Source organism: Devosia indica (genome assembly GCF_003056405.1).
Lineage (GTDB): Bacteria > Pseudomonadota > Alphaproteobacteria > Rhizobiales > Devosiaceae > Devosia > Devosia indica.
Window position 1 is genome coordinate 52,043 of sequence record NZ_PYVZ01000001.1, and the last position, 17,515, is coordinate 69,557.

Here is a 17,515-nt window from a genome sequence, read left to right on the forward strand (position 1 = left end):
AATCAGGCCGTCCAGCCGCCGTCGATGATGTGGACCTGTCCGGTGGTATAGGTGGCGCCGGCGAGATAGACGGCGAGGTCTGCCACCTCGTCGGGCCGGGCTATGCGGCCAATGGGCTGGCGGGCGATAAAGGCTCTTTTTGCGCCCTCGAAATCGCCGGTGGCCTCCCAGCGCTGGTGCAGGCTGGGACTGTCCACCGTGCCGGGGCAGATGGCGTTCACGCGGATACCCTGAGTGGTGTAGTCGGCGGCAATGGACTTGGTGAGACCCACCACGGCCGCCTTGGAAATGGTATAGGCCGCGCGATTTGGAACGCCTTTGATCGAGGAGGCCACCGTCGCCATGTTGATGATGGCGCCGTCCCGGCGTTCCAGCATCTGCGGCAGCACGGCCTTGATTGTCCTGATCTGCGCCTTGACGTTGAGATCGAGTGCAAAGTCAAGATCGGCGTCGCTCATCTCAAGGACGGTGCCGTTGTGGACGACGCCGGCGCAGTTAAAGAGCACGTCGATATGGCCGATCTCGGCGATGGCCTGGTTGACCGCTTCGCCGGAGAGCACATCGAGCACTCGCGTGGTCACATTGGGGATCGCCTCGAGCTCGGCGAGGAGGGTGGCATTGATATCGGTGGCGACCACCTTTGCCCCGGCCCGCGCAAACGCTTCGGCCGAGGCCCTGCCGATGCCTTGAGCCGCGGCGGTGATCAGAACGGTTTTTCCGGTGAGGTCGGCCAATTCTTGCCCCTTAGTTCGTGGTGGTCAGAAACCCAAGCTTGACCCCTTGCCAGGATGCGCAAGGACCGAGCGCAGAGTGGTGGGACGGATGCCGAGACTGCGCATGTCGGCCAGCGGCACGGCGTATCGCAGCACCGAATGTCGAACCCTCCATTGGCCAGCCTCCCCAGGCCGCCCGGTCTGGTGCCAGGCTCCCGATGCCGGCCATGAGCTAATGGCAAGTTGGTCGAGCTGTCAAGTGGTCAGACCAGTAGACAGAGTGGTCCCATCTGTCTATGTGTTGGCGAGGGGAGAGCCATGAAGCTGCAAGCCGTTTCCAACCGCAAACTTTATATCCAGATCGCCGACCAGATCCGCGACCAGATCAAGGCCGGGGCAGCTAAGCCCGGCCGGCAATTGCCCTCCGAGCGAGAGCTGGCGCTGAGCCTGGGCGTTTCGCGGCCCACGGTACGCGAGGCATTGATCGCCCTTGAAGTGGCAGGGCTGGTGGAAGTGCGGGTGGGGGTTGGCGCCTTTGTGCGCCAGCGCGACGATTCCAGCCTCGGTCTGCCGGAGCTGAACGCCTCGCCGCTTGAAGTGATGGCCGTGCGGCGCCTGCTCGAGCCTGAGGCCGCTGCATTGGCCAGCCAGACTATTTCGCCCGAAGGCACTGCGCGGCTGCGCGAAACGCTCAAGATCATGCGTGCCGAGGCCGCGCAAGACCAATGGCGCCCCGAAAGCGACCAGATGCTGCATATGACGCTGGCCGATGCATGCAACAATGCCGTGCTGCGCGAAACCATCGAAGCACTCTGGAACGCCCGCCATGGCGCGGTCGACAAGCGCTTCCACCAGCATCTGGCCGATATCCGGGCAATCCGCGACCATATCCTGGCCGATCACGAGGCCATTGTGGCCGGCGTGGTCAGCGGCAATGCCGAAGGCGCCCGCAAAGCCATGGCGGAGCACCTCGATTTTGTCGCCAACGCCATGCTCGAAACCTGGGAGTAAGGCTTGCTTTGCCGGGGCACGCCTTGGGCGAAATATTCTGCATTCGGAACGGAAATTGGTTCCCCAGTCTTCGATTTTCGGGACGCTCTTGTGTAGGTTTGCGGCAAAACAGACTTTGGAGTTTCCCCATGCGCCTTTCCACCTTTGCCACCGCCGCCGTGCTGGCCGTGACCCCGATTGCCGTCCAGGCGCAGGATGTCACCCCGCTGGTGAGCGCGGAATGGCTGAAAGCCCATGCCGGTGACGAAAACCTCGTCATTCTCGACATTCGCGCCGACATCGAAAACACGGATCTGGGCGAATTGCCCTACATCGCCAATGCCGTTGTTGCCCCGTACAACACCGCCGGCTGGCGCACCGAAATCGAGGGCGTGCCGGGCCAGATCCCGCCTGCCGAGCAGGTCGCCGAGCTCATCGGCAGCCTGGGCATCGATGGCGACGACCATGTGGTGATCGTGCCCTGGGGGACCGACAGTTCCGAATTCGGGGGCGCCACCCGCGTTTACTGGACCTTCAAATATCTCGGCCATGACGAGGTTTCGATCCTCGATGGCGGCTGGCGCCAGTATGACGCCCAGGGCGGCGAGCGCGTGGCCGAGGCCGCCGTGCCGGAGCCAACCACCTTCCCCTTTGAAGTGCGTGACGAATTGCGCGCCACCACAGCCGATGTGGAAGCGGCCCTTGCTGCCGGCACCAAGCTGATCGACGGGCGGCCGCATGCCCAGTTCGTGGGCGAAGCCAAGAGCCCGGTGGTGCGCATCGAAGGCACCATTCCCGGCTCGCTGAACCTGGAAAACTCCAAGCTCTACAGCTCGGAATATGCCAGCTTCGCGCAGCCTGAGACCATTGCCGCGCTGGCCGAGGGCCTCGGGCTGGCGGCTGACGAAGAGAACATCGTGTTCTGCAATACCGGGCACTGGGCTTCGGTGGTGTGGTTTGCGCTGCACGAAGTGGGCGGCAACACCAATACGGCCATGTATGACGGCTCGATGGCCGAATGGGCTGCCGATCCGGCCCGTCCGATCCAGTAAGCCAGACAGGCCCGACGGACCGGCGAATTATTGGATGTTGCGCCCAGCCGGCGCAGCATCCAAAACGTCTTGAGCGCACGATTTTTTGCAGGGCACCATGAGCGACATTTCCGCATCCACCCCCAAATTCCTGCCTCCGGTCACGTCTGACCGCTGGCCCCTCATTGTTGCCGCGACCGCGCTGGTCCTGGGCTTTTTGCTCATCACCAGCCTGGTCGATCTGCGACAGGGCGCGCTGTTCCTGATCGGCGGCGCGCTGGGCGCCGCCCTGTTCCATGGCAGTTTCGGCTTTACCGGCGGCTGGCGCCGCATGGTGGTGGAAAAGCGCGGCCGCTCGATGCGGGCGCAGATGCTGATGATCGGGGTGGCCGCGATTGCAATGATCCCGCTGGTTGCGGCCGGATCAATCGGTGGACAGGCCATTGTCGGGGCTGCTGCCCCGGTGGGCGTCTCGGTGCTGCTGGGGGCGGCCATGTTCGGCCTGGGCATGCAGTTGGGCGGCGGCTGCGGCTCGGGCACGCTGTTCACCGTCGGGGGCGGCTCGGCCCGCATGCTGGTGACGCTGGCATTCTTCATCATCGGGGCGCTGATCGGCACGGCGCACCTGCCCTTCTGGCTGGAGCAGCCCTCGCTGGGCACGTTCAGCCTGGGGGCGGAGATCGGCATAGCCGGCGCCCTGGCCGTGACCATTGCCGCCCTGGCGCTGGTGGCCCTTGTCACCGCGCTGATCGAGCGCCGCGCGCATGGCAATCTTGAAACCGAACCTGTGCCGGCCCGTCCGGGCTGGAGCTGGTTGTGGCTTGGCCCCTGGCCGCTGGTCGGCGCCGGGCTCGCCCTGGCGCTGCTCAATATCGCCACCCTGCTGACCGCCGGACATCCCTGGTCGATCACCTATGGCTTTGGCCTGTGGGGCGCGAAAATCGCGCAAGGCGTGGGCATTGATGTGGCAAGCTGGGAGTTCTGGACCTGGCCGGCGCAGGCCCAGGCGCTGCAATCCTCGGTGCTGGCTGATACAGTGTCAGTGATGGATTTTGGCCTGGTACTAGGTGCCGCGATTGCTGCTTCGGTCGCAGGTAAGTTCGCGCCAAAGGCCAAGCTGCCGCTGGGATCGCTATTGGCCGCCATTATCGGCGGCCTGTTGATGGGCTATGGCGCCCGCCTCTCCTTCGGCTGCAATATCGGCGCGCTGTTTTCGGGCATCGCCACGGGGAGCCTGCATGGCTGGCTGTGGTTCGCGGCAGCCTTTGCCGGCTCCTATGCCGGGGTCTGGGCGCGCCCACTGTTTGGCCTTGATGGATTGAGCCGCAAATGAGTTCACGCAACACACTTCTGTTTGGTGCCGCGCTGGCCGTGTCGACCGCTGCCATCGCCTATGACCATGTGAACAATCCGGTGCCGCCGCGTCCGACGGCGGACACCAGCGTGAGCGCGGGCGCTTCGCCCTGCTCTGCGGGCGCCGCCCCGTGTGCAGCCGGGGCACCCTGCGCCGCTGGCGCGCCCGCCAAGGCCGCGCCACCGCCGCCGCCAGCTGTTGCCCCTTGTGCTGCCGGCGCCCCGGCCAAGGCCGCGCCGCCGCCTCCCCCGGCCACACCGCCCGCCACGACACAGAAGGCCCCTCCGCCCCCGCCACCGGCCACGCCTCCCGCTGCAACGGCGCCGCAATTGGCGCCGCCACCCCCGGCCCCGAAGCCGCTTCCGGACGGGGCAGACGAAGCGCCGGATCTGGTGGTCTCTGGCTGATGAGCGACGCCCAGGACCAGGCCCACGCGGAAATCGCCTTTTGCGAGGCTATCCTCGCCAAGGGCGGTCTTAACGTGCTGAGCGAAACCTTTGCGGGCATCACCGACATTGCCGCCTGGAAGCATTATCCGCCGGGCGACGTGTTCGACCCCGCCAGCAATGCGCAATGGTTCTATCATTGCCATCCGGCCGAAGAGGGATCGGAGGAGCATGGGCATTTCCATTGCTTCCTTCGCCCCGGTGGACCGGAGGGCCCGATCCATCACCTCTGCGCGGTGGGCGTTGATGCCCATGGGCGGCTGTTGCGGCTTTTCACCGTCAATCAATGGGTGGTTGGCGATGACTGGGCGGATGCGGCAACGACCGTTCCCCTGCTCGCGCGCTTCGACATGCAGATGCCGCGGCCATCCTACCTCGTCAATCGCTGGCTGACGGCGGTGCTGGTGGCCTATGAGGACGAGATTGCGGCGTTGATCCGCCGGCGCGACGCGGTGCTTGCGGCGCATCAGCCGCCAGAGGGCGTCGCGGCCCACGATGACCGGGCGCTTGAGGTGACTTCGGAACTTCTAGTGGACCGCTAAGGCGGCCTTGAGGGCAGCAACCTTGTCGGGGCTGGTGGCGCGGCGCGTCGGGCTGACAAAGCCAAGGCGCTGCGCGACATCGCTATCGGGCGGCACCGGCTCGGAGCAGGAGCCATGCATGGCCGCCAAAGGGACGCGGCCAAGAATATGCGGCGCGGTGGCCGCATTGACGCCTGCCCCGGCCATGATGGCGATGCGCCCGTCGGCGACATTATGGGCAAGCTCGAGATCGGCAATGCCCTCCAGGGCACTGGATGCGCGGCCTGAGGTCAAAATGGTATCGAACCCCAGGGCAATGGCCTGCTCGACCGCTTCGGCAATGTCCGGCACCAGGTCTATGGCGCGGTGCAGGGTCTTCTGCATTTCGCCGGCTTCATCGACCAGGCGCTCCAGTTTCTCGATATCGAGCCGCCCGTCGGGCAGGCTGGCGCCCAGCACCACCCCGGCCAACCCCGCCTGACGCGCCGCCTCGACATCACCCAGCATGGCTTCGAGGTCGCCGGCCGTGAAAACGAAATCGCCGGCGCGGGGGCGGATCATGGCACGCACCGGCACGGGTGCCCTGCCCGCCAGCGCCATCAGCCCCGCATAGGGTGTCAGCCCCCCGAGTTCGAGTACCGAACAGAGTTCTACCCGGTCGGCGCCGCCGACAATGGCGGCGGCAAGGCCTTCGGCAGTGTCCACGCAGACTTCGAGCAGGGTCATGCCACTCCCTCCGAAAATGCCAGGCTCGCCGCGCCGATCAATCCGGCATCGACGGTCAATTGCGCGGGGACGACCAGCGGGCGATCGATGCTGCGCAGGATACGCCCGCGCACGGCTGCATCCAACCGGGCAACCAGGCCATGTGCATTGCCCAGCCCGCCGCCGACCGGGATGATGTCGGGCCCAACGATATTGACGGTCAACGCCAGGGGAAGGGAGACCAGCGCGACATAGAGATCGAGTGTTTGGCCGGCCTGCACATCACCACTTTCCCATTGTGTCACAATGTCCGTGCTTGGCAGATCGGCCCCGTGCAGGTGCTTGTGCAGCTTCTCTATGCCGCGGGCACCACCGACCGTATCGACGCAGCCCTGAAGGCCGCAACCGCAGGGCAGATGCGGCATGTCGAAGGGCGCGACACTGACGCGTGTGGCCACCGCCGTGCCATGTCCCCACTCGCCGGACAGGCCGCCGCCGCCCCGGAACAGGCGGCCATCGGCAACAATGCCGCCGCCCACCCCGGTGCCCAGAATGGCGCCGAAGACGACGCGGTGACCGCGCCCGGCGCCGGCAAAAGCCTCGGCCAGGGCAAAGCAATCGGCATCATTGGCGACCAGCACCTGGCAGCCGAGCCGCGCCCCCAGATCGCCGGCCAGATTGCGACCATCGATGCAGGGGATATTGGCCACCGTGGTCAGCCCCGTTTCGGGATCGACAACGCCGGTGACAGAAATGGAAATCGGGCTGCCAGTGGGGGCACCGCCCTGTTCGACGAGGCCGGCAATCGCGGCGGCAAAGGCATCGAAGTCATCGCGCGGGGTCGGCACGCGACCCAGCGCCACCAGGGCGTCGGGGCCGGTTGCGGTGGCCGCCTTGATGGTGGTGCCGCCAATATCAAAACAGGTCATCATATGCCGGGGCCTTTTTGCCCGGCATTTAGTCCGGTTGCGCCCGCACGATCAAGCGCGGGCGTTCAAGAATAGCCGGGGCCCGCCCGGCGTGCACCTGCTAGACCCGTTCGAGACCGATGGCGATGCCCTGACCAACGCCGATGCACATGGTGGCCAGCGCCCGCCGCTTGCCGGAAAGGCTGAGTTCCAGCGCTGCCGTGCCGGTGATGCGGGCACCGCTCATGCCAAGCGGATGCCCGAGGGCAATAGCCCCGCCATTACGATTCACGCGCGCATCGTCTTCGGCAATGCCGAGATCGCGCAAGACGGCGATGCCCTGGCTGGCAAAGGCCTCGTTGAGTTCGATGACATCGAAATCGGCCTGGGTGAGAGCAAGGCGCGCGAAGAGTTTTTTGCTGGCGGGTGCCGGGCCCATGCCCATGATGCGCGGCGGCACACCGGCGGTGGCGCCGCCCAGAATGCGCGCAATGGGGGTGAGGCCATGTTTCTTCGCGGCCGCTTCCGAAGCAATGATCAGCGCAGCCGCGCCGTCATTGACGCCCGAAGCATTGCCTGCGGTGACGGTGCCATTGGGGAACAGCGCCTTGAGCTTGGCAAGCGTTTCGATTGTTGTGCCGGCGCGTGGGTGCTCGTCGGTATCGACCACGACCGGGTCGCCCTTGCGCTGCGGGATAGTGACCGGGACGATTTCTTTTGCCAGCCGTCCGTTCTGCTGTGCGGCTACCGCCTTGTCCTGGCTGCGGACCGCGAATCCGTCCTGGGCCTCGCGGCTGACGCCAAATTCCTGCGCGACGTTCTCGCCGGTCTCGGGCATGGAATCGACGCCATATTGTGCCTTCATCAGCGGATTGACGAAGCGCCAGCCAATGGTGGTGTCGTAGATTTCGGCATTGCGCGAAAAGGCAGAGGTGGCCTTGGGCATGACGAAGGGGGCCCGGCTCATGCTTTCGGTGCCGCCGGCGATGATGAGATCCGCTTCACCCGACTTGATCGCCCGCGCCGCGGTGATGACGGCATCCATGCCGGAGCCGCAGAGGCGGTTCATGGTGGTGCCGGTGACGCCGACCGGCAGGCCGGCCAGCAGGGCGCTCATGCGGGCGACATTGCGGTTTTCTTCGCCAGCGCCGTTGGCATTGCCGAAGATGACGTCGTCAACGGCTTCCCAATCCACCGAAGCGTGCTCGGCCATCAGCGCCTTGAGGGGGATAGCGCCAAGATCGTCGGGACGAACAGCCGAGAGCGAACCGCCAAAGCGGCCGATGGCGGTGCGCTTATAGGCGCAGACAAAGGCGTCGGTCATCTCACAGCTCCGGGGCGACGAGGTCGCCGATCTGGTCGGGCAGCACCAGTTCGGCGCCGGTCACGGCCTGCAATTCTGCAACGCTCATTGTGGGCAGCTTTTCGCGCAGCACAAAGCGTTCATCTTCGATGTCCAGGACCGCCAGACTGGTATAGACGCGGGTGACGCACCCCACCCCGGTCAGCGGCAGAGCACAGCGCTTGACCAGCTTGGGCCGTCCATCCTTGGTGACATGGTCGGTGATGACGGCGACGCGCTTGGCGCCATGCACCAGGTCCATGGCCCCACCCACCGCCGGAACACCCCTGGGGCCGGTCGACCAATTGGCGAGGTCGCCGTTTTCGGCCACTTCATAGGTGCCCAGGATAGCAACATCCAAATGCCCGCCGCGCACCATGCCGAAGCTGTCGGCGTGATGGAAGAAGGCCGCGCCGGGGCGCAGGGTGATGGCCTTCTTGCCGGCATTGATGAGGTCCCAGTCCTCTTCGCCCTCGACCGGGGCCTCGCCGAAATTGAGGACCCCGTTCTCGGTGTGGAAAATGGCCTGCTTGCCGGGCGGCTGGAATTTGGCGACCATTTCGGGAAAGCCGATGCCAAGATTGACATAGGCGCCGTCCTCGATGTCCTGCGCGGCGCGCCAGGCGATCTGGGCGTTGGAGAGTTTCGTGCTCATGCGTAGGCCACTCCCGCGCGCATCAGCGCTTCTTCCTGTTTGGGGTCGCTGACCTCAACTATGGCGTCGACGAAAATGCCGGGGGTCACGACGTGCTCGGGATCGATCTCACCCGGCTGGACGATCTTGGTGGCCTGCACGATGGTCTTGGCGGCAGCGGCGGCCATCAGCGGCGAGAAATTGCGGGCCGCCTTGCGGTACGTCAGGTTGCCCAGCGTATCAGCCAGTTCGGCCTTGAGAATGGCGACGTCGGCCTTGAGCCAGCGCTCCTGCACATAATGCTTGCCGTCGAACTCGGCCACCGGCTTGCCCTTGGCCACATCGGTCCCATAGCTGGCCGGCGTGTAAAAGGCCGGGATGCCGGCCCCGGCAGCGCGGATGCGCTCGGCCAAGGTGCCCTGCGGCACCAGTTCGAGTCCGATTTCGCCGGCCAGGTATTTCTCGGTGAACGCGCGCGGATCGGCGGAACGCGGGAAGGAGCAGATCATCTTGCCCACCATGCCTGCGTCGATCATGGCGGCAATACCAATGCGGCCATTGCCGGCATTGTTGTTGACCACGGTGAGGTTCTTGGGGCTGCCGGTGGCCTTGAAGCGGTCGATCAGCGCATGGATAAGCTCGATCGGCGCGCCGGAACCGCCGAAGCCGCCCACCATAACCACCATGCCGTCTTCAATGCCCGCCACGGCCGTGGCGAGATCGGGCACTGTCTTGTCCATGAGCAATCTTCCTTTCCGGTCTCGGGCGCGACCTGTTTTGACAGCAATGACGGCGCAACAGAAATGAAATGCGCGATGCATTCCATATCTCTTGAGTTATTGGTCGACCACCATTGTGATCCGAACTCGTCCAAAACAGGTCGTTTCAATAACCTGAACGATCAGGCGAGGTGTAGCTGCTGTTGCAATTTTCCGGCGAGCCTCAGGCTGGCGCCGGTGTTGACCAACATGGACGGCAGGGTCAGCCATTCCAGCGTCCAGGCGGCACCGGAGCGTTCGTTCTCATGCAGCTGGGCCTGCGCCAGCGTGCCGGACAGACCGGCATTGAAGCGCGCCAAAGCGACCAGCACCTCCGCATTGACCGGGTTGGACTTGTGCGCCATGGCCGAGGAGCCACCGCCGCCCTCAATACGCACCGCAGCAATTTCGTTCTGTGCCAGCAACGTCACATCGACGCCCAGCTTGCCAAGCGCGCCGGTGATCTGCGTGAGCAGGCTGCCCAATGCGATGATCGGGTCGCGCGTTGCCTGCCAGGGTGTGGCAAGGCCCAGGTCGAGGCGTTGCGCCACTTTGGCGGCGATGGCGTTGCCATGCTCGCCGAAGCTGGCCCGATCGCCCACCGGGCCGCCGAGCTGAATGACCAGCAGGCTGCGCCGCAGGCTGGTGATGGCCTGCAATTGGCGCCTGAGCGGCTCGGACCAACTGGCCAGCTTGGCGTCCCAGGTGGTGGGCAAGGCCACCTGCATGCGGGTATGGGCCATCAATTCGCGCTGCCCATGCTCTTTGGCCAGCGCATCGAAATGGTCGAGCAATGCGGTCAGGCGCGATTCAAACACGTCGAAGACCCGAGCCAGTTGCAGCATCAGGGCCGTGTCAGTGACGTCCTGGCTGGTGGCGCCCTTGTGCAGCGCGGCGCGATGGGGCTCGGGCAATTGCGCTCTTAATTGCTTCACCAGCGCGGGAACGACGACACCGTCCTGCGCCATGCCCGCTGCAAGCGCGGACCAATCCGGCTCGAACCCGTCAATCGCCTGGCCAATCGCGGTCGCGGCTGCTTCGCTGATCCAGCCGGTCTCAGCGCTTGCCTCGGCAAGAGCGCGCTCGAAGGCCAGCTTGGCGTCGAGCTGGGCAGCGTCGGAGAGCAGAGCTTCGACTTCAGGGTCGCCGGTGAGAGCGGAAAGGAGGGTCATCGTATTTCCGTTGTCATGGAGCGCCAACATCGCTCACATATCGAAGAACACTGTTTCCCTGTCGCCCTGCAAGTGGATGTCGAGAGTGTAGGTGGCGCCGTCGCGTTTGGCGATCAGGGTTTCGCGGCGGCGCTTATCCATAATCTTGTTGAGTACAAAATCGGTCGCATTGGCCTCTGCCTCGTCCTCGAAATAGAGCCGGGTCTGGAGACCGATATTGATGCCGCGGGCCACGATCCAGAGCGCGATATGGGGCGCCATCAGCTTGCCATCGGGACCAGGCACGCGGCCAGGCTTGATGGTTTCGAACGTGGCAGCACCCGCTTCACTCAGCGGCTGGCGGCCCCAGCCGGTGAAGGCGGGGACAGAATTGGAATTGGGGGCGGTTGGCCCAACGAAATTGCCGCTGGCATCGGCCTGCCAGATCTCGACCACGCCATCGAAAAGCGGCACACCGACGCCATCGAAGACGCGGACGGCCACATTGATGCGTTCGCCTTCGACATCGCCATTGATCATGGTCTTGCCGAGATCCTGGGGAATGACACCGGTGATGTCGCAGAAATTCGGCGTCATGCCGATATGGACATAGGGACCGGCGGTCTGGGACGGGGTTTCTTTCAGGATCGGGGTGGGGTGCAGCATGTCAGTTCCCCTCTCTCTTGTTTTCAAACATGGTCGAGCGGCGGCCACGCAGCACAATGTCGAAGCGATAGCACAAGGCGTCCATGGGCGTGGTATTGAGGCGGTCAAGCCGCGCCGTCAATTGATCGATCGCCGCCTTGTCGTTGATGGTGGCGACGATGGGGCACTGCCAGATCATCGGGTCGCCCTCGAAATACATCTGGGTAATCAGGCGCTGCGCAAAGGCATGGCCGAAGACCGAGAAGTGAATGTGGGCAGGACGCCAGTCATTGCCGGTATTGGGCCAGGGATAGGCGCCGGGCTTGATGGTGCGGAAGTGATAAAAGCCGTTCTCGTCGGTGATCGAGCGGCCAAAGCCGCCGAAATTGGGGTCGAGCGCGGCAACATAGCCTTCCTTCTTGTGGCGGTAGCGGCCACCGGCATTGGCCTGCCAATATTCGACCAGCGTATTGGGCACGGGCCGCGCATTCTCGTCGAGCACCTGGCCATAGACGATCATGCGCTGGCCGATGGCGTCGGTGCCATCCTGGCTGAAATTGCGGATCAGGTCATTGTCGAGCTCGCCGAGCTTTTCGTGACCAAAGGTGGGGCCGGTCATTTCCGATTGGGTGGGGCCAAGCGAGAGCAGGCTGTGTTTGGGGGCACGGAAGGTGGTCGACTTGTATCCCGGCGTATCGGCCTTGGGATGCCAATCGCGATCGCGCTGGAACAACTGGCCGTCGGCTCCGGGTAGAATGATGCCGCTCATAGGGCCGTCTCCTCACGTTTTGCCAGTTCGTGCTTGGCGATCTTGTAGGCGCTATTGGCGGCCGGCACGCCCGCATAGACGGCGACGTGCAACAGCAATTCCTTGATATCATCCTCAGTGGCACCGGTATTGACCGTGGCACGCACATGCATGGCGAACTCCTCTTCATGGCCCAGCCCGGCCAGAAGGGCCAGGGTCACGATGGAGCGCTCGCGCTTGGACAGACCAGGGCGCGACCAGACCGAGCCCCAGGCCCCTTCGGTGATGAAGGTCTGGAAGGCGTCATCGAGTTCGGTCGTGCGCGCGGCGGCCTTGTCGACATGGCCGTCGCCCAGAACTGCGCGGCGGGTCGCCATGCCGCGATCGAACAATGACGTATCAGCCATGGTCGGCCTCCTTGAGAAAGTCCTGGATCAGACCAGCCAGGCGGGCCGGCTGCTCGATGGATGGAATATGGCCGACGCCGTCGAGCACTTCGAAACGCGAACCGTGTATGGCCGTGCAGTTGCGTACCAGGTCGACCGGGGCCGCCAGATCGGCACCTCCCGCCACGATCAGCGTTGGCGCCTCGATTTGCGCAATGTCCGCGGACAGATCGGTGTCGCGCAGAGTGGCGCAGGTATTGGCATAGCCAAGGGGATTGGTGCGCAGGAAGAGATTGCGCCAGCCGGCCAGCTCATCGGGGCGATGCTGGCGGAAATCGGGGCTGAACCAGCGCTCCATGACCGGATCGGCCATAGTTTCGAGGCCCTTGGTACGGGCCGTCTCGATACGGGCTGCCCACATGGCCGCATCGCCCATGCGCGGGGCTGTGCAGCACAGGACGAGCGCCGCGACGCGGTGCGGCGCGCGCAGCGCCAGCCCCTGCGCGATCAGGCCGCCAACGGACACGCCGATCACCGTGCCTTTGTTGAGGCGTAGCTGGTCGAGCAGGCCTTCCAGATCATCGAGGTGATCGTCCAGGGCATAGTCACCGTCTGGCGCATCGCTCAGGCCATGGCCGCGCTTGTCGTAGGACAGACAGCGATAGCGATCGGATAACGCGGCGATCACCGCATCCCAGATGCGCGCATCGGTGCCCAGCGAATTGACAAAGACCAGCGGCGGGGCACCCTCGGGTCCCGTCAGGCGGTAATGCAGCAAAGTGCCGCTGATACGGACAAATGGCATGGCTTCCTCTTGACCTTGATTTAAGGGACAGCCAGCGCCAGTGTAAAATGATATGTCCGACCTATACGATAACTCAGGGATTATTGAATTTGCGCTTGTTGCGCAATTTTTGCTATCAAATTGATATATGGCATAACCGGAAACGCAATGTCACCGCGCATTATCGATCCTCGTATTCGCCTTCGGCACATCGCCTGCTTCCTTGAGGTGGCGCGGTTACGCTCCATGGCCGGGGCGGCCGAGGCGCTCAATATCAGCCAGCCTGCCGCCACCAAGACGATCCAGGAACTCGAAGCCCTGCTGGGCGGGCAATTGTTCGATCGCAGCCGGCGGCGACTATCCCTGACAGCCTTTGGCGAAGTGTTCTTTCGCTATGCCTCGACCAGCATCGCCGCGCTGCGCCAGGGGATCGATGCGGCGCGGGGGACGCATGACACGGCCATGGTGCGGGTGGGCGCCCTGCCCACAGTATCGGCGCGCATGCTGCCCGATGCCGTGCGCGCCTTTACCGAGGACAATGGGGGGGTGACCACGCGCATCATCACCGGGCCAAATGGCTATCTGCTCTCGCTATTGCGCACCGGCGATGTCGACCTGGTGATCGGCCGCATGGCCGAACCCAATGCCATGGTCGGGCTGTCGTTCGAACATCTTTATTCCGAACGCGTGGTGCTGGCCGTGCGGCCCGGCCACCCTGTGCTGGACGAACCCGAGTTCAATCTCAGGCTGATCGAGAATTACCAGACCCTGATGCCGACCCCGGACTCGGTGATCCGCCCGGTGGTGGAGCGCATCCTGCTGGCCCACGGGGTGACGCAATTGCGCGATGAGATCGAGACCGTGTCCAACGCCTTTGGCCGCTCGTATGTGCGCCAGACCGAAGCGATCTGGATCATTTCCGAAGGGGTGGTGGCCGACGATGTTGCCGAAGGCAGACTGGCGCTGCTGCCGGTGGATACCAGCGAGACGCTGGGGCCGGTGGGCTTTACCACCCGCACCGACACCCCGACCGCATTGTCCACGACCAGCCTGATGCAGTCCGTGCGGGACGTTGCCGAGCGCTTGCGGAAAGACGGGCACTAATAGGCTGCCTGCGCGCGCCTAGCGCCGCCGCATCTGTTCGCGCAGGGCCGCGGGTGGCATGCCGAACATGCGGGTGATGAAGCGGGAAAAATAGGCCGGATCGTCATAACCCAGTTCGGCCCCGATCTGCTTGATGGTCAGGGTTGAAAACAGCAATTGCCGCCGCGCTTCGAGCGCGATGCGCTGTTCGATGACATCAAGGGCGGAGCTGCCCAGCCGCTGCCGGCAGAGGCGATTGAGATGGGTGTGGCTGATGCCCACCGCATCCGCATAATCGGCCACGCGGCGCGACATGCGGTATTGCTGTTCGACGAGATCGCGAAACCGCGCCACCAGATGCGCGGCCCGGCCAGTATCCTGGGACGGCTTGGCGCCGACATCGGCGCGCCGCAAGGCGACCAGCAAGAGCATGAGGTGAGCACGCATCGCCACGTCATGGCCGGCCCCGGGCCGGTCCGCTTCGGCGGTCAACCGGCCCAGCGCCATGGCGATTTCCTGGCAATTGCGATGGATCACCATGGCCTGCGGCCGCGGCAGGCCGAGCCCGATCATGTCGCGCTCCATCAGTGTAACCACCATCCCACGCACATCTGCGCTGAAGGCATAGCCGTGGACGGTTCCGGCGGTCACCACCGCAATGCTCTCGGGCAGTAACAGATGATCGTCGCCATCCAGCGTCATTTCGGCTCGCCCGGCGGTAAGATGGAGCACCTGGAAGAACTGGTCGTGCCGGTGTGGCGCGATGCGATAATCGTGCAGGCGGCTACGGGCCTGGATGGTTTCCCAGTGCAACCAATCCTGGCGGGCCTCCCCCTCGGTTTCACCATAAAGCGCATAGGTCGGGATCGAGATCATGTTCGGATAGTGCAAGAGTTTGCATCCTCTGTCCATTCACGACGCCCTGCCGCACGCGCATCATGGCGGCAAGAAGTGGAGGAGCGAATGCGCACTCAAGTCGCCATTATCGGCGCGGGCCCAGCCGGCCTCATGCTGGGCCGCCTGCTGGACCTTGCCGGCATCGACAATGTCATCATCGAACGCAAGAGCGCCGACTATGTACTCGGGCGCATCCGCGCCGGCGTATTGGAGCAGGGCTCGGTCGATCTGATGGAGCGGGCCCAGGTGGCCGAACGGCTCAAGGCGGAGGGCCTGATCCATCACGGCACCGACCTGTCGTTTGACGGCGACCGGCTGCGGATCGACTTCACGGGACTGGTCGGCAAGCAAGTCACTGTCTATGGGCAGACCGAGGTCACCCGCGACCTGATGGAGGCCAGGCAAGGCAACACCATCTATGAGGCGGGCAATGTCGCGATCCAAGATTTCGACGGCAGTCCATCGGTCAGTTGGGAGCAGGACGGGGTCACCCATCGGCTCGATTGCGACTACATTGCCGGATGCGATGGCTATCACGGTGTCTGTCGGGCCAGCGTGCCGCAAGAGGCGCTGACCACTTTCGAGCGCACCTATCCCTTTGGCTGGCTGGGCATTCTGGTCGACAAGCCGCCTGTTGCGCATGAGCTGATCTATGCGCATCACGAACGCGGATTTGCACTCTGCTCACAACGATCGAATGTCCGCAGCCGCTATTATGTGCAAGTGCCGACTGACGAAAAGGTCGAGAACTGGAGTGATGACCGGTTCTGGGACGAGTTGCGCCGTCGCCTTAATCCTGAAACGGCCGAGGCCTTGCAGACAGGACCGTCAATCGAGAAATCCATTGCCCCGCTGCGGAGTTTCGTGGCCGAGCCGCTGCGGTTTGGCAAGCTGTTCCTGGCGGGAGATGCGGCCCATATCGTGCCGCCGACCGGGGCCAAGGGGCTCAATCTGGCAATGAGCGATGTGGCCATGCTGGCCGATGCAATGATCGAGCTTTATGCCGAGAAGTCCGCGGCCGGGATCGACAATTATTCGCAGCGGGCGTTGGCGCGCATCTGGAAGGCTGAACGCTTTAGCTGGTGGATGACGAGCCTGTTGCATACTTTCCCCGAAACCGGCCGGTTCGGACGCCGCATCCAGCGGGCCGAGTTCGACTATCTCAGCGGTTCGCATGCGGCCCAGCAGGTGCTGGCGGAGAATTATGTCGGATTGCCGGCCTAGCGGGCTCGTGCCGGTCTGCTGAACGAGACAAAGTGGACAAAGAAATGGCCCGGTCGATTCCCCGACCGGGCCATTTTTCTTGCCTGAACCGGCCGATTACATCTCGGCGGCGACGGCGGCGCGGGCCGCATCGAGCAGAGCCTGTCCATCAATGCCCTGGCCGTCCATGTCGGCAAGCCAGCGATCAACAACCGGTTCGGCCGCTTCAATCCAGCGGGCGGTTTCGGCTTCATCGAGCTGCACGACGTTGTTGCCGGCATTTACGGCAATCGAGAGGCCCGTGGCGTCGCCATTGTCCATGACGCGGCCGAACATGCGCGAGGTCTCGAGGCCCGAATTGGCGTCGATCACGGCCTTCAGGTCGTCGGGCAGGTTGTTGTAGCTGTCCATATTCATCACGAAGCCGAAGGTCTGGGTGTAAAGACCATTCTGGCTGGTGAAGCCAGTGTGGTTCTGCACCAGCTCGGCCACGCGCAGGGACGGCGTCACTTCCCAGGGGATGGTGGTGGCATCGATTACGCCTTTAGACAGGGCCTCGGTCACCTGCGGCACCGGCATGCCGATCGGCTCGGCGCCGAGTTCAGCCAGCATGTCGGAAATGATGCGCGAACCGCCACGCACCTTCATGCCATTTAGATCTTCCAGGCTCGTGACCGGCTCCTTGGAGTGGAACAGACCCGGACCGTGGGTGTGCAGGGCGATGACATGCACGCCGGCGAACTCGTCAGCCGAATTTTCCTGCACGTAATTGTAGAAGGCCGCCGAGCCGATCTCACCATTGGGGATCATGAAAGGCAGCTCGAACACTTCCGATTTCGGGAAGCGGCCCGGCGTATAGCCGAGCACGGTCCAGATGATGTCGACAACGCCGTCCTTGGCCTGGTCAAACAGCTCCGGAGGAGCGCCACCAAGCTGCATGGCCGGGTAGAGCTCGAACTTGATGCGGCCGTCCGATTCATCGGAAACCTTGGCGGCCCAGGGCTCGATGGCCTGGGCCGGAATGGTTGCCTGGGCAGGCAGCATCTGGTGAATGCGCAGGGTGACTTCCTGGGCAAAGGCGGTGGTGGACATGGCGAGCGCAGCCAGCGCCCCCATTACCAGGCTCTTGGTCTTCATTGGGTATCCCTCCCTCGTCATGGCCATGTTTGGCCGGTTCAGTGTCCCAGCCCGGTTCCTGCGGAACCAGGCCGAAACA

At 64.1% G+C, this 17,515-nt stretch carries 20 protein-coding genes; 7 read left to right on the forward strand and 13 right to left on the reverse strand.

Features of this window, described 5'->3' with window-relative positions; translation table 11 throughout:
• Positions 1 to 2: 2 nt before the first annotated feature.
• Positions 3 to 734 (reverse strand): SDR family oxidoreductase, encoded by a 732-nt coding sequence (locus DDE76_RS00225; protein ID WP_104892247.1) that lies wholly within the window; start codon positions 732 to 734, stop codon positions 3 to 5.
• 297 nt (positions 735 to 1,031) lie between these two features.
• Here DDE76_RS00225 and DDE76_RS00230 point away from each other — a divergent pair, with 297 nt between their 5' ends.
• The 5 genes from DDE76_RS00230 (at position 1,032) to DDE76_RS00245 (ending at position 5,076) form a co-directional block, all read left to right on the forward strand.
• Entirely contained in the window at positions 1,032 to 1,724 is a 693-nt protein-coding gene (locus DDE76_RS00230) for a FadR/GntR family transcriptional regulator (RefSeq protein WP_104892248.1), read from the forward strand.
• 128 nt (positions 1,725 to 1,852) lie between these two features.
• Positions 1,853 to 2,755, forward strand: coding sequence for a sulfurtransferase (locus tag DDE76_RS00235; protein WP_104892249.1), 903 nt, complete (start codon positions 1,853 to 1,855; stop codon positions 2,753 to 2,755).
• A gap of 97 nt (positions 2,756 to 2,852) precedes the next feature.
• A complete protein-coding gene (locus DDE76_RS00240) occupies positions 2,853 to 4,067 on the forward strand; it encodes a YeeE/YedE family protein (RefSeq protein ID WP_104892250.1) in 1,215 nt (404 codons plus the stop codon).
• Positions 4,064 to 4,495 (forward strand): hypothetical protein, encoded by a 432-nt coding sequence (locus tag DDE76_RS19700; protein ID WP_198650805.1) that lies wholly within the window; start codon positions 4,064 to 4,066, stop codon positions 4,493 to 4,495. Before DDE76_RS00240 ends, DDE76_RS19700 begins: the two co-directional genes overlap by 4 nt.
• Complete coding sequence (locus DDE76_RS00245; RefSeq protein ID WP_425430609.1) at positions 4,495 to 5,076, forward strand: DUF6969 family protein; 582 nt, start codon at positions 4,495 to 4,497, stop codon at positions 5,074 to 5,076. The genes DDE76_RS19700 and DDE76_RS00245 overlap by 1 nt, the downstream gene beginning before the upstream one ends.
• On the opposite strand, the gene DDE76_RS00250 is transcribed toward DDE76_RS00245, so the two are convergent.
• From DDE76_RS00250 to pcaD, 10 genes are all read right to left on the reverse strand, one after another.
• Positions 5,062 to 5,781, reverse strand: coding sequence for a copper homeostasis protein CutC (locus DDE76_RS00250; protein ID WP_104892251.1), 720 nt, complete (start codon positions 5,779 to 5,781; stop codon positions 5,062 to 5,064). The two genes, DDE76_RS00245 and DDE76_RS00250, sit on opposite strands and share 15 nt — an antisense overlap.
• Positions 5,778 to 6,692 (reverse strand): ROK family protein, encoded by a 915-nt coding sequence (locus DDE76_RS00255; RefSeq protein ID WP_104892252.1) that lies wholly within the window; start codon positions 6,690 to 6,692, stop codon positions 5,778 to 5,780. The genes DDE76_RS00250 and DDE76_RS00255 overlap by 4 nt, the downstream gene beginning before the upstream one ends.
• Before the next feature lie 97 nt (positions 6,693 to 6,789).
• Positions 6,790 to 7,992, reverse strand: a complete 1,203-nt coding sequence (gene pcaF, locus DDE76_RS00260) for a 3-oxoadipyl-CoA thiolase (RefSeq protein WP_104892253.1) — start codon at positions 7,990 to 7,992, stop codon at positions 6,790 to 6,792.
• 1 nt (position 7,993) lies between these two features.
• The gene (locus tag DDE76_RS00265; protein WP_104892254.1) at positions 7,994 to 8,665 is read right to left on the reverse strand and encodes a 3-oxoacid CoA-transferase subunit B; all 672 of its coding nucleotides are present in this window, start codon (positions 8,663 to 8,665) and stop codon (positions 7,994 to 7,996) included.
• Entirely contained in the window at positions 8,662 to 9,384 is a 723-nt protein-coding gene (locus DDE76_RS00270; protein WP_104892255.1) for a 3-oxoacid CoA-transferase subunit A, read from the reverse strand. The genes DDE76_RS00265 and DDE76_RS00270 overlap by 4 nt, the downstream gene beginning before the upstream one ends.
• A 161-nt stretch (positions 9,385 to 9,545) precedes the next feature.
• A complete protein-coding gene (locus DDE76_RS00275) occupies positions 9,546 to 10,574 on the reverse strand; it encodes a 3-carboxy-cis,cis-muconate cycloisomerase (protein ID WP_104894777.1) in 1,029 nt (342 codons plus the stop codon).
• Positions 10,575 to 10,607: 33 nt separating this feature from the next.
• A complete protein-coding gene (gene pcaG, locus DDE76_RS00280; RefSeq protein ID WP_104892256.1) occupies positions 10,608 to 11,219 on the reverse strand; it encodes a protocatechuate 3,4-dioxygenase subunit alpha in 612 nt (203 codons plus the stop codon).
• A 1-nt stretch (position 11,220) separates the two neighbouring features.
• Positions 11,221 to 11,967 carry a protocatechuate 3,4-dioxygenase subunit beta gene (gene pcaH / locus DDE76_RS00285; RefSeq protein WP_104892257.1) on the reverse strand — a complete coding sequence of 249 codons (747 nt, stop codon included), beginning with the start codon at positions 11,965 to 11,967 and terminating at the stop codon, positions 11,221 to 11,223.
• A complete protein-coding gene (gene pcaC, locus DDE76_RS00290) occupies positions 11,964 to 12,353 on the reverse strand; it encodes a 4-carboxymuconolactone decarboxylase (RefSeq protein ID WP_104892258.1) in 390 nt (129 codons plus the stop codon). Before pcaC ends, pcaH begins: the two co-directional genes overlap by 4 nt.
• Positions 12,346 to 13,137, reverse strand: coding sequence for a 3-oxoadipate enol-lactonase (gene pcaD, locus DDE76_RS00295; protein WP_104892259.1), 792 nt, complete (start codon positions 13,135 to 13,137; stop codon positions 12,346 to 12,348). The genes pcaC and pcaD overlap by 8 nt, the downstream gene beginning before the upstream one ends.
• A 159-nt stretch (positions 13,138 to 13,296) precedes the next feature.
• Between pcaD and pcaQ the strand changes: the two genes are divergently transcribed.
• On the forward strand, positions 13,297 to 14,220 hold the full coding sequence (pcaQ, locus tag DDE76_RS00300; protein ID WP_198650800.1) for a pca operon transcription factor PcaQ: 924 nt from the start codon (positions 13,297 to 13,299) through the stop codon (positions 14,218 to 14,220).
• 18 nt (positions 14,221 to 14,238) lie between these two features.
• Here the strand turns inward: pcaQ and DDE76_RS00305 are convergent, their stop codons facing one another.
• Entirely contained in the window at positions 14,239 to 15,090 is an 852-nt protein-coding gene (locus DDE76_RS00305) for a helix-turn-helix domain-containing protein (protein ID WP_245891743.1), read from the reverse strand.
• Positions 15,091 to 15,162: 72 nt separating this feature from the next.
• Here DDE76_RS00305 and pobA point away from each other — a divergent pair, with 72 nt between their 5' ends.
• Positions 15,163 to 16,320 (forward strand): 4-hydroxybenzoate 3-monooxygenase, encoded by a 1,158-nt coding sequence (pobA, locus tag DDE76_RS00310; protein WP_104892262.1) that lies wholly within the window; start codon positions 15,163 to 15,165, stop codon positions 16,318 to 16,320.
• Between the two features lie 96 nt (positions 16,321 to 16,416).
• Here the strand turns inward: pobA and DDE76_RS00315 are convergent, their stop codons facing one another.
• The gene (locus DDE76_RS00315) at positions 16,417 to 17,436 is read right to left on the reverse strand and encodes a TRAP transporter substrate-binding protein (protein ID WP_104892263.1); all 1,020 of its coding nucleotides are present in this window, start codon (positions 17,434 to 17,436) and stop codon (positions 16,417 to 16,419) included.
• Positions 17,437 to 17,515: the final 79 nt, after the last annotated feature.

Excerpts from the sequence above, each read along its gene's own strand:
- pcaD (WP_104892259.1), bottom strand. The coding sequence starts at position 13,137 with ATGCCATTTGTCCGTATCAGCGGCACTTTGCTGCATTACCGCCTGACG.
- pcaC (WP_104892258.1), bottom strand. The coding sequence starts at position 12,353 with ATGGCTGATACGTCATTGTTCGATCGCGGCATGGCGACCCGCCGCGCA.
- DDE76_RS00245 (WP_425430609.1), top strand. The coding sequence starts at position 4,495 with ATGAGCGACGCCCAGGACCAGGCCCACGCGGAAATCGCCTTTTGCGAG.
- DDE76_RS00265 (WP_104892254.1), bottom strand. The coding sequence starts at position 8,665 with ATGAGCACGAAACTCTCCAACGCCCAGATCGCCTGGCGCGCCGCGCAG.
- DDE76_RS00230 (WP_104892248.1), top strand. The coding sequence starts at position 1,032 with ATGAAGCTGCAAGCCGTTTCCAACCGCAAACTTTATATCCAGATCGCC.
- DDE76_RS00270 (WP_104892255.1), bottom strand. The coding sequence starts at position 9,384 with ATGGACAAGACAGTGCCCGATCTCGCCACGGCCGTGGCGGGCATTGAA.
- DDE76_RS00275 (WP_104894777.1), bottom strand. The coding sequence starts at position 10,574 with ATGACCCTCCTTTCCGCTCTCACCGGCGACCCTGAAGTCGAAGCTCTG.
- DDE76_RS00235 (WP_104892249.1), top strand. The coding sequence starts at position 1,853 with ATGCGCCTTTCCACCTTTGCCACCGCCGCCGTGCTGGCCGTGACCCCG.
- pcaG (WP_104892256.1), bottom strand. The coding sequence starts at position 11,219 with ATGCTGCACCCCACCCCGATCCTGAAAGAAACCCCGTCCCAGACCGCC.
- pcaH (WP_104892257.1), bottom strand. The coding sequence starts at position 11,967 with ATGAGCGGCATCATTCTACCCGGAGCCGACGGCCAGTTGTTCCAGCGC.
- DDE76_RS00255 (WP_104892252.1), bottom strand. The coding sequence starts at position 6,692 with ATGATGACCTGTTTTGATATTGGCGGCACCACCATCAAGGCGGCCACC.
- DDE76_RS00315 (WP_104892263.1), bottom strand. The coding sequence starts at position 17,436 with ATGAAGACCAAGAGCCTGGTAATGGGGGCGCTGGCTGCGCTCGCCATG.
- DDE76_RS00240 (WP_104892250.1), top strand. The coding sequence starts at position 2,853 with ATGAGCGACATTTCCGCATCCACCCCCAAATTCCTGCCTCCGGTCACG.
- pobA (WP_104892262.1), top strand. The coding sequence starts at position 15,163 with ATGCGCACTCAAGTCGCCATTATCGGCGCGGGCCCAGCCGGCCTCATG.
- pcaF (WP_104892253.1), bottom strand. The coding sequence starts at position 7,992 with ATGACCGACGCCTTTGTCTGCGCCTATAAGCGCACCGCCATCGGCCGC.
- DDE76_RS00250 (WP_104892251.1), bottom strand. The coding sequence starts at position 5,781 with ATGACCCTGCTCGAAGTCTGCGTGGACACTGCCGAAGGCCTTGCCGCC.
- DDE76_RS19700 (WP_198650805.1), top strand. The coding sequence starts at position 4,064 with ATGAGTTCACGCAACACACTTCTGTTTGGTGCCGCGCTGGCCGTGTCG.